Origin of the sequence: uncultured Halomonas sp., from assembly GCF_947501415.1 — a bacterium.
In the GTDB taxonomy this organism is placed as follows: domain Bacteria; phylum Pseudomonadota; class Gammaproteobacteria; order Pseudomonadales; family Halomonadaceae; genus Halomonas.
Genome location: NZ_CANMVL010000004.1, coordinates 1 through 13,782 on the forward strand (window position 1 = coordinate 1; position 13,782 = coordinate 13,782).

The following is a 13,782-nucleotide window of genomic DNA, read 5'->3' on the forward strand; positions in this document are numbered from 1 at the left end:
AGGTGCATATCGCTTGGAAGTGTTCATGGCTCCATCCTCTCAAGGTTTGGAGCCTCCGGGAATCCCGGTACGGTTCACGTCACGGCACGAGCGATGGCCTGTCACCCGTCGAGTACGAACGGCGTTATATCCAGAGCCTGACGGGTGTCTAGAAGACCCGGGGCGATTCAAGCATGCCCACTGGGTACGCCTTGAGCCTTCCAGCAGAGTTTCAAGCCCACTCAAAGATATACCCTTCAGCATACAGACGACCCTGAAAGGCGTGTACTAACTTTAAATGGCAACAATAAAAAAAACACAAATCCATCAATCTCATCAATATAAGACAAAGAGGAATTATGGATAGGTTGAAGAATAAAGTGGCCATTGTCACAGGTGGAGCAGGTGGCTGCGGGTTGGCTGCTGCAGAGCTTTTTGCGAGTGAGGGCGCGAAGGTAGGAATTATTGATCTTCCTTCCAGTTCCGGGCATGAAGAAGCTCGTCGAATAATTGATAATGGCGGCGAAGCCATGTTTTCTCCGGCTGATGTTTCTGACTCGTCTCAAGTCAATAAGGCGGTAAAGGAGATCGAAGACCGCTTTGGAGCAATTACTGTTCTCATGAACCATGCTGGGACTCTTTCAGCAGGCCCCTTCTTGGAGACAGCCGAGGAGGATTGGGACAGACTTATGGAAGTCAATGTAAAAAGCATGTTCCTTGTTACGAAGGCGGTTCTTCCTGGTATGATAAAGTCGGGCGGGGGGAGTATTATCTGCACTTCTTCTATTTCCGGTGTAGTTGGAACTCCCATGGAAGTTCTTTATTGTACCAGTAAAGGCGCTTGTCACATGTTTGCTAGGGCGATTGCTGTGGAGTACAGAGATTCCAACATACGAAGCAATGCAATCTGCCCTGGGTTTATCGCCACGGCTCACGGCAGAAAAGAACTTGAACTTCTAAGAAGCTTCGGGGTCGATGCATCTGAGGATGATATTAAAAACATGCAAGGTCGTCTGTGCGAGCCCCGAGAAGTCGCTTCTGCCGCGCTATTCCTGGCAAGTGATGAATCCAGTTTCGTGAATGGTGCGCACCTCTTCGCAGACAATGGCTATACGGCGCTGTAGAGACAACCTAATGCAAAAAGTTGATGCGAGGTGAAAAGATGAAAAACAAAAACATTCTTCAGGAAGGTGGTCACTGGCGGAATTGGGTAGGTAACCAGGATTGTGTCGCTGCTGCGAAAGGACTGCCGTTAAGTGAGGAAGAGCTGTGCGAAATGGTAAGTACGGCCACGTCAATGGACATGAATGTTCGCTGCTCGGGTTCCGGTCATTCCTTCACGTCTGTTGTGCCGACCAGTGGGTTGCTGCTCAGCCTTTCTGAAATGAAGGGCATTAATAGCATTGACCATGAAAAGAAAAGAGCAACGGTAGCTGCAGGTACCACAATCAATGAGCTTGGTCGTCATCTGAAGGAGAACAACCTCTCCATGATCAACCAAGGTGATATCGATACACAAGCCTTGGCTGGTGCTTTTTCGACCGGTACGCATGGTACGGGCGCAAGGTTACCCAACCTTGCATCAGCAATCGTTGGAATGAAGATTGTTCAGCCCAATGGAGATATCCTCACGGTTGATGAGTCTAAGCCGGATCTGCTGCGTGCTTCGCGAGTCTCTCTTGGGACCCTCGGGATTATTTCTGAGATGACACTGCAGCTTATGGATTCTTATAATCTTCATGAGCGCATCTGGAGAGAGGATTTTGATGCATGTATGGAGATGCATGATGAATTAGCAGAAAAGCATCGTCATTTTGGATTTTTCTGGTGCCCGACTGAGAAGAGTCGACATTGTTACTGCCTCCCTGATACCTCTGCTACTTCAAAAACAGGGCGCACGGCCGATGTCTGTGAGATGAAAGTCATGGATATTACAGACCGCCCCCCTATGACAGCAGAGTTTGAGAAGATAGCTTATAGCTCGGATATTTACCCAATTGAATATGTGCCAAATTTTCACGAGCTGGAGTACGCAGTGCCAGTGGCTCACGGAAAAGATGCAGCCAAGGCGGTCAGAAAGCTGATATTGGAAAAATATCCAGAATGTTATTACCCGCTTGAGTACCGGTTTACTTCTGGAGACGATGCGTGGTTGAGCCCATTTTTCGAACAAGATAGTGTCACTGTGTCAGTTTCCGGTGAGCCAGGAACAGATTACTGGAATTTTCTGCGCGATGTACACACTATTTTGAGGGGGTTCGGAGCTCGTCCTCACTGGGGTAAACTCCACTTTTTAACACAGAAGGATGTAGAAGAGATATATCCAAAGATAAATGATTTCAAGAAGCTGCGTCGTGAGCTGGACCCGAAAGGCTACTTCCTGAATGAACATCTATCACAGCTTTTGAAATGATTGGGAATGGGGGGCAGCCTCCCCCCTTTCTCTCTCTTTAAAAGATAACAAAAAGAGGAAAGGAAATGGAGAATATCGGCGATTATGTCATATATGTAATAATGGTTTGCGCAGTTCTGGGAGGGGTTGCTGCGATATATAAGCCTGACGAGGGCTTGGGTAAGGAATTTATTGCTGGCCTGCATAGTATTGGACCGATATTTATCCCTGTCGCTGGGATTATGGCATCCATACCGTATCTTTCGCACTTTATAGTGATTGCCATTGGGCCGTTGTTTAGTTATATAGGAGCTGATCCTGCAATGGCAGGTACAGCGGTCATTGCCTCGGATATGGGTGGCTATCAACTGGCCAAGTCTCTGGCTGAGTCAGCTGAAGGGTGGATAATGGCAATGGTAGTAGGGTTCATGGCTGGTGCCACCATTATCTTTTCAATACCAGTTGGGCTGGCCATGTTGGAGAAAAAAGACCATAAATACATGGCTCTAGGAATGATGGCAGGCCTCTTAAGTATTCCTTTTGCGGTGATCATTACATCCACACTGATTGGTGCCTTCGGTGTAGATGTTCGTCCTGAGATTGTCGCAAGCGGAGCTGCCACGAAAGATTTGAATCTTTCTTTTACGGTGATTCTTGAAAACTCGCTTCCTATTATTATTCTATGTACTGCCTTGGCCGTGGGTTTGAAGTTTTTCCCGAACGCCATGATCTCCGGATTCCTATGGTTCGGTCGGATCATGTATGCGGCCATTACCTTGGTGCTGGTGGCTTCAATAGTGGAGTACTTTACATCGTTATTCAGCAATGTACTGGGTGGTTGGGGGTTTGATCCCATAATTGCTGATAGTGAAGATCAGTTCAGAGCGTTAGAAATTGCTGGTTATATTGGGATCATGCTTTGCGGTGCTTTTCCGATGGTTTATCTCTTGACAAAGTTTCTTGCCAGACCAATGGAGGCAGTTGGTTCTAGGTTCGGGATTTCACCCGCGGGCGCTGCCGGAATTCTCGCGGCATCTGCTAATATCATAGCGATGTTCAGGCTGATTTCGTATATGCCGCCAAAGGATAAAGTTCTTGCCATTTCCTTTGCGGTATGTGCAGCCTTCACTTTTGGTGATCACCTAGCATTTTCTGCAAACTTCCAGCCATCCATCATTGCACCCTTGATCTTGGGTAAGCTCTTGGGGGGGGGGATTGGCCTTTGCCTGGCGATGTGGCTCTCTGTTCCCAAGGCCATTGAGTTGAGCAAAAGCGATGATGACGACGAGATCGCCGCAGGTCGTCGAAAACAGCCATTGGCTGATGCTTGACACCTTGCTAGGGGTTGGGGTGACTGCGATGAGCAAGTGCAATGCTAGGCCGGATGGGTCAAGTGTTGCACTTGCTCACCTGAATTTAAGCAATAAGCGCAGCACCTGAGGTATGCAGCCCTGCTGGCCGGTTTCGGCACCAGCGGCTACATGATGCTGTTCGCCGATGTGGGCTGGTTGATCGGGCCGCTGACAGGCTGCGTGGTCTCCTCGATCTGCTACGTGGGTGTGTCGCTGATGACACCCCGTACCCGGCTGAATGGTTCGGCGGCTCGCATCTAAGCTTGCTTGTCCCAAGCCATGGCGGCGCCCGCAGACTCTGCGGGCGCCGCTGTTTGTGGTGTATTTGTGATGTGGATGCGGGTAGGGCTGCCTGGATGGTTGCCTCGTGATCTGGCGGGGTAGAGTGGAGCCTGAGCCTTGATCATCCTGGCGGCTTGTTTCACCACCCGGACCTGGACATAGCTAATGAGCACACACCTGGCAGACGAGCCCCTCACCATCGGCTTCGTTCTGCTGCACCGCTTTACCCTGATGCCCTTCGCCGCCTTCGTCGACTGCCTTCGCCTGGCCGCCGATGAGGGCGACCGAAGCCGGCAGCTGCGCTGTCGCTGGACCTTCATGGCCAGCAACAGCGAGGCGGTGCTCTCCAGCAGCGGTGCAGCCATTTCGCCCTGTGAGCCTTTCAGCAACCCGAGAGAGTTCGACTATATCGTGGTCGTGGGGGGCGTTCAGGCAGAGGGCGACCGGCAGGATAGTGCTGCCCTGGCCTACCTGCGTGAGGCGGCCGGTGCCGGGGTTCCACTGGTGGGGCTGTGTACCGGGGTGTTTGCGCTGATCCAGGCCGGCCTCATGAAGGGGCGGCGCTGCTGCGTCAGCTGGTATCACCATCGTGACCTGGTCCAGCGCTTTCCGGCCATCGAGCCGGTGGCCGACCGACTGTTCATCGATGACGGAGACCGGCTCACCTGTGCCGGCGGTGCGGCGGCAGCCGACCTGGCGGCCTATCTGATCGAGCGTCATCAGGGCAAGGCCTGGGCCATGAAGAGCCTGAATATCATGCTCCTCGATGAGGCGCGAGCCGGTACCCACCCTCAGCCTCAGCCGGTGGTGTTCGGCAAGATCGAGGATCGCCTGGTTCGCCGCGCCATTGCGGTGCTCGAGCAGCACCTGGGGGAAGCGCTGTCGATGGAGGCGCTGGCCGAGCGGGTGGGCACCTCGCGCCGTAATCTGGAGCGGCGGTTTCGCGATACGCTTGGGGTCAGTCCGCTCAAGTTCTCCCGGGACCTGCGTCTGCGTTACGGCCTCTGGCTGCTGCACTACACCGGCAAGAGCATCACCGAGATCGGCGAGCGCTGCGGCTTTGCCGATACCGCCCACTTCTCGCGCCACTTCCGCACGGCCTTCGACGCGACGCCGTCGGAGATGCGCAAACGTGCCGGTGAGCCGGGTAGTAACCGGGTCGACCCCTTCTTTCTGCATATCGACGGCCGGCCTGTGCCTTGAGCCCTCGGCCACCCTCCAGGTTTTTCGCCCCCTCACGCTTTCAGTAAACACACTGCAGCCTGCTGTTTCCCCGTTGCTCGAGTGGTGGCCAGCCTGCCTCGGCGTACAGGAATCCTGTCGCATCTGTTCAATCCCTCCCCGTCGCGGTCGTCTTTAATCGAGTGGTATGCCAGACGCGCAGCGTGGTGGTTATCCACGCATAAGGATTTCAAATTTTTCCTTCTGATGGGTAGGCGATAGATTCGAGGTACACCCTGCCCGACATCGATAACAACAGGAGCCACTCATGAACCAGGTAGGTCTCGCCAATTTCGACTCCCAGATCGCCGCCGCCATCGCCGACGAGGTGGCCCGCCAGGAGGCTCATGTCGAACTGATCGCCTCCGAAAACTATGCCAGCCGTGCGGTAATGGAAGCCCAGGGCACCCAGCTGACCAACAAGTATGCCGAAGGCTATCCCGGCAAGCGTTACTACGGCGGCTGCGAGCATGTCGATGTGGTCGAGCAGCTGGCCATCGACCGCGCCTGTGACCTGTTCGGTGCCGACTACGCCAACGTTCAGCCGCACTCCGGCGCTCAGGCCAATGCCGCGGCGTTCATGGCGATGGTCAAGCCGGGCGACACCATCCTCGGCATGAGCCTGGCCCACGGTGGCCACCTGACCCACGGCGCCGCGCCGAACTTCTCGGGCAAGCATTACCATGCCGTGCAGTATGGCCTGAATCCGGAGACCGGCGAGATCGACTACGAGGAGGTCGAGCGCCTGGCACGCAGCCACAAGCCCAAGCTGATCATCGCCGGCTTCTCCGCCTATGCGCGTGTCGTCGACTGGCGCCGCTTCCGCGCCATCGCCGACGAGGTGGGCGCCTGGTTCATGGTCGACATGGCCCACGTGGCCGGCCTGATTGCCGCGGGTCATTATCCGAGCCCGGTTCCCCACGCCCATGTGGTCACCACCACCACTCACAAGACCCTGCGCGGCCCGCGCGGTGGCCTGATCCTCTCCGCCACCGGCGATGCGGATCTCTACAAGAAGCTCAACGGTGCGGTCTTCCCGGGCCAGCAGGGCGGCCCGCTGATGCATGTCATCGCCGCCAAGGCGGTGGCCTTCAAGGAGGCCATGAGCCAGGAGTTCGTGCAGTACCAGCAGCGCGTCATCGACAACGCCCGTGCCATGGCCGGCGTGTTCCTGGAGCGTGGCTACGATGTCGTCTCCGGCGGTACCGACGACCACCTCTTCCTGGTCTCGCTGATCAAGCAGGGCGTCACCGGCAAGGACGCCGATGCGGCACTCGGCCGTGCCCACATCACCGTCAACAAGAACGCCGTGCCCAACGATCCCCAGAGCCCCTTCGTTACCTCCGGCCTGCGCATCGGCACCCCGGCGGTGACCAGCCGTGGCTTCGACGAGAACGAGTGCGCCGAACTGGCCGGCTGGATCTGCGACATCCTCGACGTGCTGGCCGACCAGGAGTCTACGGAGTCCGTGGAGGCGCAGGTGCGCGATAAGGTGGCCAAGCTCTGTGGACGCCACCCGGTCTATGGCGACTCTGCCGCCACGGATCACCAGACTCCCGCCCAGGCCGATGCCGCGTCAGCGGTCTGATCGCCTCAACGAATCAGCAGCGGATTCAGGAGAGAGACATGCAACGCTATTCAGGCTTCGGGCTGGCCAAGCACGCGCTCAGCCACCACGAGAACTGGCAGCGCCAGTGGCGCAACCCGACCCCCAAGAAAAAGTACGACGTCATCGTCGTCGGTGGCGGCGGCCATGGCCTGGCCACCGCCTACTACCTGGCCAAGAACCACGGCATCACCAACGTGGCAGTGCTGGAGAAGGGCTGGCTGGGGGGTGGCAATACCGCGCGTAATACCACCATCGTTCGCTCCAACTATCTGTGGGACGAGGCGGCACGTCTCTATGACCACTCGCTGGATCTGTGGAAGGGGCTGTCCCAGGACCTCAACTACAACGTGATGTTCTCCCAGCGTGGGGTGATGAACCTGGGACACACCCTGCAGGACATGCGCGATATCCAGCGCCGGGTGCATGCCAACCGGCTGAACGGCGTCGACAGTGAGGTGATCTACCCCGACCAGATCAAGGAGATCGTGCCGGTCATCGACACCTCCAAGCGCGCCCGCTATCCGATCCTCGGCGCCTCCTGGCAGAAGAGCGCCGGCGTCGCTCGCCACGATGCGGTGGCCTGGGGCTACGCCCGGGCGGCGGATGCCCTGGGGGTGGATATCCTGCAGAACACCGAGGTCACGGGGTTCAAGATTCGCGATGGTCAGGTGTATGGCGTGCACACCAATCGCGGCGATATCGAATCCAAGACCATCGGCTGCGTCACGGCGGGCAACTCCGGCGTAGTGGCCAAGATGGCCGGCCTCACACTGCCGCTGGAATCGCATCCGCTGCAGGCGCTGGTCTCCGAGCCGCTCAAGCCGGTGCTCGACACCGTGGTGATGTCCAATCATGTACATGGCTATATCAGCCAGTCCGACAAGGGTGACCTGGTCATCGGCGCCGGTATCAACGGCTACCTTGGCTACGGCCAGCGCGGCAGTTACACCACCGTGGAGCACACCCTGCAGGCCATCGTCGAGATGTTCCCGATCTTCTCGCGGGTGCGCATGAATCGTCAGTGGGGCGGCATCGTCGACACCTGTGCGGATGCCTGTCCGATCCTCTCCAAGACCAAGGTCAAGGGGCTGTTCTTCAACTGCGGCTGGGGCACCGGCGGCTTCAAGGCCACTCCGGGTTCCGGTCATGTCTTTGCGGCGAGCCTCGCCAAGGGCGAGATGCATCCCATCGCTGCGCCGTTCTCGATCGACCGCTTCAACACCGGTGCCCTGATCGATGAACATGGCGCCGCCGGCGTCGCGCACTAAGGAGAAATACGATGTTCTATATCCATTGCCCTTATTGCGACGAATACCGCGATGAAGAGGAGTTCGCCCCCAAGGGCCAGGCGCATATCGCCCGTCCCGAGGACCCCGAGTCCTGCAGCGATGATCAGTGGGGTGCTTACCTGTTCTTCCGTGACAACCCGCGCGGCATCCACCATGAGTTGTGGGTGCACGCGATCGGCTGCCGCAAGTTCTTCAACATCACACGTAATTCGGCGAGCTACGAGATCCTCGAGACCTATCGAATGGGTGAGCAGCCTCGCTTCAGCGCCGAGCATCCCGAGGGCAAGTCCGCCGAAACAGTGGCGGCCGAAAAGGTTGCCGCCGAGGCGGGAATGGTCGCAGGTCAGGAAGGAGTCAAGGCATGAGTCAGTCGAATCAGCCGAATCGTCTTCGCCAGGGTGGACGCATCGACCGCGCCCGCACCCTGAGTTTCACCTTCAACGGCAAGCGCTATCAGGGCCATGCCGGTGACACCCTGGCCTCGGCACTGCTGGCCAATGGGGTGGATCTCGTCAACCGCAGCTTCAAGTATTCCCGTCCGCGCGGCATCGTCGCCGCCGGCGCTGAGGAGCCCAATGCGCTGGTCCAGCTGGGCAGCACCGAGGCGGCCCAGGTGCCCAACGTGCGTGCCACCCAGCAAGCGCTGTTCGAGGGCCTCACGGCACAGAGCACCAACGGCTGGCCCAACGTGCAGCGTGATGTCATGAGCCTGGTCGGCAAGCTGGGCGGGCGCTTCATGCCGCCGGGCTTCTACTACAAGACCTTCATGGCGCCGGCCTCCATGTGGATGACCTATGAGAAATACATCCGCAAGGGAGCGGGTCTGGGTCGCAGCCCGATGGAGAACGACCCCGATAGCTACGACCACCTCAACCAGCATTGCGAACTGCTGGTGGTCGGTGCCGGCCCCGCGGGTCTGGCCGCCGCGCTTACCGCCGCTCGTGCCGGCGCTCGAGTGATCCTCTGCGATGAGCAGGAGGAGATGGGTGGCTCGCTGCTTGCCAGCCGTGAGCTGCTCGACGATCAGCCGGCCGCCCAGTGGGCCGAACAGGTGATCAGCGAGCTGGCCGAGAACGACAATGTCACCCTGCTGCCGCGCACCACGGCCAACGGCTACCATGACCATAATTTCGTGACCCTGCACGAGCGGCGCACCGAGCATCTCGGTGAGGCCGCGCCGACGGTCGACGGTTACCGGCTCACGCGCTCACGCATGCATCGAGTGCGGGCGGGGCAGGTGCTGCTGGCCACGGGAGCCCATGAGCGCCCGCTGGTCTATGGCAACAATGATGTGCCGGGCAACCTGGTGGCCGGTGCGGTCTCCACCTATATCCGCCGCTACGGTGTGGTACCGGGTAACAAGCTGGTGCTCTCCGTCAGCAACGATCATGCCTATCGTGCCGCCCTGGACTGGGATGAAGCCGGTCGTGACGTGGTGGCCATCGTCGATGCGCGCCGTCATCCGGATGGTGAACTGGTCGAGCAGGCTCGGGCCCGTGGCATCCGCATCATCGAAGGCTCGGCGGTGCTCGAGGCCAAGGGCGACAAGCGCGTCAGCGGCGCCCGTGTGGCGACCATCGATGCCGCGGCCTTCAAGGTCACCGGTCAGGCCGAACTCCTGGAGTGCGACACCATCGCCAGCTCCGGCGGCTACAGCCCGGTGATCCACCTGGCCTCTCATACCGGTGCGCGGCCCACCTGGGACGAAGAGATCCTCGGTTTCGTGCCCAGCCTGGTGAAAGGGGTGCACGCCGCCGGCAGCGCTCGCGGCGTACATGACCTGGCCGAGGGCCTGGCCGATGGTGCGGCCAAGGCGACTGAGGCGCTTGCCGCGCTGGGCAAGTCTGCCAGCGCCATCGAGCCGCCCCGAGCCGAGACCATTCGCGAAGGCGAGGCCTGTGCTCTCTATCAGGTGCCCCACGAGAAGCCGACCCTGCGTGCGCCCAAGCAGTTCGTTGACATGCAGAACGACGTCACCGCGGCGGCCATCGAGCTGGCCACCCGCGAGGGCTTCGAGTCCATCGAGCACGTCAAGCGCTACACCGCCATGGGCTTCGGCACCGACCAGGGCAAACTGGGCAACATCAACGGCATGGCCATCGCCGCGCGCTGTCTCGGCAGGTCGATTCCCGAGGTGGGCACCACGGTGTTCCGGCCCAACTACACGCCGGTCACCTTCGGCGCCATCGTCGGACGTCACTGCCGTGAACTGTTCGATCCTGAGCGCTACACCGCCCTGCATCAGTGGCATGTGGAAAATGGTGCCGAGTTCGAGGACGTCGGCCAGTGGAAGCGCCCCTGGTACTTCCCACGCAAGGTCAACGGCAAGCTCGAGACCATGGATGAAGCCGTGGCACGCGAGAGCCTGGCGGTGCGTACCGGCGTCGGCATCCTCGATGCTACCACCCTGGGCAAGATCGATATCCAGGGGCCGGATGCTCGGGAATTCCTCGGTCGCGTCTACACCAACAAGTGGGCCAAGCTGGCGCCTGGCCGGGTGCGCTACGGCCTGATGTGCAAGGACGACGGCATGCTGATGGACGACGGTACCACCAGCTGCCTGGGTGAGAACCACTTCCTGATGACCACCACCACCGGCGGTGCCGCTGGCGTGATGGAGTGGCTGGAGCTGTGGCACCAGACCGAGTGGCCGGAGCTGCAAGTGTATTTCACCTCGGTCACCGATCACTGGGCGACCATGACCGTGACCGGCCCGGATGCGCGCAAGCTGCTGTCCGAAGTGACCGACATAGATTTGGACAAGGAAAGTTTCAAGTTTATGGACTGGCGCAACGGCAAGGTGGCCGATGTCCCGGCGCGGGTGTTCCGTATCTCCTTCACCGGGGAGCTGGCCTACGAGATCAACGTGCAGGCCAACTACGCAATGCATGTCTGGAAGACCCTGTTCGAGCACGGCAAGAAGTATGACCTGACGCCCTACGGCACCGAGACCATGCACGTGCTGCGTGCCGAGAAGGGGTTGATCATCGCCGGTCAGGATACCGATGGCTCGGTGACCCCCGAGGATCTGGGCATGTTCTGGGCGATCGGCTATGACAAGCCCTTCTCCTGGATCGGCAAGCGCGCCCTGACGCGTCCGGATACGGCGCGCAAGGACCGCAAGCAGTTCGTGGGGCTCAAGCCCGTTGACCCGAAGGTGGTGCTGGAAGAGGGCGCCCATATCGTCGTCGACAAGGACCAGCCCATTCCCATGGATATGCTGGGTCATGTGACCTCGAGCTATTACAGCCCGAACCTGGAGAGCGGTTTTGCTCTGGCAGTGATCAAGGGCGGTCGGGACCGCATGGGCGAGAAGCTCTATGTGCCGATGCCGGACGGTCAGGCCCATGAGGTCGAAGTCGTCAGCCCCGTATTCATCGATCCCAAGGGAGAGCGTCAGCATGTCTGATATCACTTACGGCAGGGTTGCGACCTTCAACACCCATCCGGACGCCTCGATTCCCAAGGAGTCACCGCTGTCCGTGGCGTACAACACGGGCAGTGTGCCGGCCGCGACATCCGACAGCCGAGTGCTGTTCAAGGAGCAGGCCTTCCTGGGCCACCTGATCCTGCGCGGCGGGGCCATCGTTCTCGATGAAGCCGTGCGCAAGGTGCTGGGCATCAGCCTGCCCGGCCAGCCCCTGGGGCTGGCGTTGGACGAAACCGGAGAGCGCAGCGTTCAGTGGCTGTCGCCGGATGAGTGGCTGGTGATCGTGCCCGGTGGCGAGGAGCTCGATGTCGAGCAGCGGCTGCGCGACGCCCTGGGCGATGCTCACTATGCCATCGTCGATGTCAGTGGGGGTCAGACTCTGGTCTCCCTGGAGGGGGAAAAGGCCCGCGAGCTGCTGATGAAGTCGACCAGCTACGATGTCCACCCGAGCAACTTCCCGGTGGGCAAGGCGGTCAGTGTGGTGTTCGGCAAGTCCAGCCTTATCCTGCGCCGTCCCAGCGAGGAGCGCTATGAGCTGGTGCTGCGCAGAAGCTTCGCCGACTACCTCTATCGCTGGATCCTGGACGCCGGCGCCGAGTATGGCATTGGTGTGCAGCGTTAGGAGCCGGGCGGTGAGCAAGGCCGCTTCTCTGCTTGTTCCGCAAGGAGGCTTGTTCTGCAGGGATGCCTGTTGTTCAAGCATGCTGCATCACGAGCCGAGGAGCGGCATAGGGGCATGTCTCCATGATGTGCAACAAGATCAACAATATCGCTTAAAGGAAGAATAATGACCGACAAGATCAAGGTACTGCGTGACGCACAGCCGGACGTGCTGCTGGACGCCAGCTCCTGGGAAAAGCTCTCTGGCGATCCTCATACCGTCAACCTCAACGCCTACGCGTCGGAGGACGGGACCAAGACCATGGGCACCTGGATCTGTACCCCGGGAAGATGGGCAGTGAACTACGACAAGTGGGAATACTGTGACTTTCGTGAAGGGTACTGCATCCTTACCCCGGAAAATGGCGAGCCGATTCACCTGAAGGCGGGTGATATCTTTATCGTCGAGCCGGGGTTCAAAGGCACCTGGGAAGTGGTTGAAACGGTACGCAAGTATTTTGTTTTTGCCTGAATCAATCTTTCGCATTGAGTTGATATGGCGGTGTATTGGCGGTTGATGCCAGCCGCTGTACCACTCGTCAGGGTTAGGCCGGGGGCGGGATGTTTCCCCCTCCCGGCTTTTCGCCATCACAGGAGTCAGGCTCATGGGGCGTCATTCAGATAACTGGATCATGACCGCGCAGTGCCCGAGTCGGTTGGGTACCGTGGATGTGGTCACACGCTTTCTCAAGGAGAATGCTTGTTACATTACCGAACAGCACTCCTTCGATGATCGGCTGAGCGGACGCTTCTTTATCCGCACGGAGTTCAGGCCGGAGGCAGAAGGGTTTGAGGCCGCAAGCTTCGAGACCGGCTTTGCCGAGCGTGCCGCCGAGTTTGGCATGACGTTCGAACTGACACCGCCAGACCGTCGGATGCCGGTAGTGATCATGGTCTCCAAGGCCGATCACTGCCTGAACGATCTGCTCTATCGCTATCGTATCGGCCAGTTGCCCATCGATATTCGCGCCATCGTCTCCAACCACCCGGATCTGGCCAATCTGGCGGAGTGGCACGGCATTCCTTACCACCATTTCCCGATCACGCCGGATACCAAGCCCGAACAGGAGGCCCAGGTGTGGCAGGTGGTCGAGGAGAAAGGGGCGGAACTGGTGATCCTGGCCCGCTACATGCAGGTGCTCTCGAGCGACCTGTGCGAGAAGCTCAGCGGCCGCGCCATCAATATCCATCACTCGCTGCTGCCGGGCTTCAAGGGGGCCAGGCCCTACCACCAGGCCTATGAAAAGGGCGTCAAGCTGGTCGGCGCCACCGCCCACTACATCAACGATGACCTCGATGAGGGGCCAATCATCACCCAGGGGGTCGAATCGGTGAGTCACACCGATTACCCCGAGGACCTGGTGGCCAAGGGGCGCGACGTCGAATGCCTCACCTTGGCACGCGCCGTGGCCCTGCATGTGGAGCGCCGTGTCTTCCTGCACGCCAGGCGCACCGTGGTCTTCGACCGTTAACGACATCGCCAGTCACCAGTCAGTTCACTGCAGGCCTTCATAGCAAGGGCGCCGGGGGCAGCACGACGTGGAACCGCCACGCACGCTGCTGCTTCG

At 59.2% G+C, this 13,782-nt stretch carries 12 protein-coding genes; all 12 read left to right on the top strand.

What is annotated here, in order from left to right:
• The first annotated feature begins 338 nt into the window (after nt 1–338).
• The 12 genes from Q0894_RS02745 (at nt 339) to purU (ending at nt 13,686) form a co-directional block, all read left to right on the top strand.
• Nucleotides 339–1,103: an SDR family oxidoreductase gene (locus Q0894_RS02745; protein WP_299231269.1), complete on the top strand. Its 765-nt coding sequence runs from the start codon at nt 339–341 to the stop codon at nt 1,101–1,103.
• A 38-nt stretch (nt 1,104–1,141) separates the two neighbouring features.
• On the top strand, nt 1,142–2,392 hold the full coding sequence (locus tag Q0894_RS02750) for a D-arabinono-1,4-lactone oxidase (protein WP_299231271.1): 1,251 nt from the start codon (nt 1,142–1,144) through the stop codon (nt 2,390–2,392).
• A gap of 65 nt (nt 2,393–2,457) precedes the next feature.
• Nucleotides 2,458–3,702: an ethanolamine utilization protein EutH gene (gene eutH, locus Q0894_RS02755; protein WP_299231273.1), complete on the top strand. Its 1,245-nt coding sequence runs from the start codon at nt 2,458–2,460 to the stop codon at nt 3,700–3,702.
• A gap of 150 nt (nt 3,703–3,852) precedes the next feature.
• Complete coding sequence (locus Q0894_RS02760; protein WP_299231275.1) at nt 3,853–3,984, top strand: hypothetical protein; 132 nt, start codon at nt 3,853–3,855, stop codon at nt 3,982–3,984.
• Between the two features lie 186 nt (nt 3,985–4,170).
• Complete coding sequence (locus Q0894_RS02765; RefSeq protein ID WP_299231277.1) at nt 4,171–5,208, top strand: GlxA family transcriptional regulator; 1,038 nt, start codon at nt 4,171–4,173, stop codon at nt 5,206–5,208.
• 286 nt (nt 5,209–5,494) lie between these two features.
• Nucleotides 5,495–6,814: a serine hydroxymethyltransferase gene (gene glyA, locus Q0894_RS02770; protein WP_299231278.1), complete on the top strand. Its 1,320-nt coding sequence runs from the start codon at nt 5,495–5,497 to the stop codon at nt 6,812–6,814.
• A 38-nt stretch (nt 6,815–6,852) separates the two neighbouring features.
• Nucleotides 6,853–8,103 carry a sarcosine oxidase subunit beta family protein gene (locus Q0894_RS02775; protein ID WP_299231279.1) on the top strand — a complete coding sequence of 417 codons (1,251 nt, stop codon included), beginning with the start codon at nt 6,853–6,855 and terminating at the stop codon, nt 8,101–8,103.
• Nucleotides 8,104–8,114: 11 nt separating this feature from the next.
• Nucleotides 8,115–8,489, top strand: a complete 375-nt coding sequence (locus tag Q0894_RS02780; protein ID WP_299231280.1) for a sarcosine oxidase subunit delta — start codon at nt 8,115–8,117, stop codon at nt 8,487–8,489.
• The gene (locus tag Q0894_RS02785) at nt 8,486–11,533 is read left to right on the top strand and encodes a sarcosine oxidase subunit alpha family protein (RefSeq protein ID WP_299231283.1); all 3,048 of its coding nucleotides are present in this window, start codon (nt 8,486–8,488) and stop codon (nt 11,531–11,533) included. The genes Q0894_RS02780 and Q0894_RS02785 overlap by 4 nt, the downstream gene beginning before the upstream one ends.
• On the top strand, nt 11,526–12,176 hold the full coding sequence (gene soxG, locus Q0894_RS02790; protein ID WP_299231286.1) for a sarcosine oxidase subunit gamma family protein: 651 nt from the start codon (nt 11,526–11,528) through the stop codon (nt 12,174–12,176). The genes Q0894_RS02785 and soxG overlap by 8 nt, the downstream gene beginning before the upstream one ends.
• A gap of 165 nt (nt 12,177–12,341) precedes the next feature.
• On the top strand, nt 12,342–12,686 hold the full coding sequence (locus Q0894_RS02795) for a cupin domain-containing protein (protein WP_132041705.1): 345 nt from the start codon (nt 12,342–12,344) through the stop codon (nt 12,684–12,686).
• Between the two features lie 133 nt (nt 12,687–12,819).
• Nucleotides 12,820–13,686, top strand: coding sequence for a formyltetrahydrofolate deformylase (purU, locus tag Q0894_RS02800; protein ID WP_299231290.1), 867 nt, complete (start codon nt 12,820–12,822; stop codon nt 13,684–13,686).
• Nucleotides 13,687–13,782 lie beyond the last annotated feature (96 nt).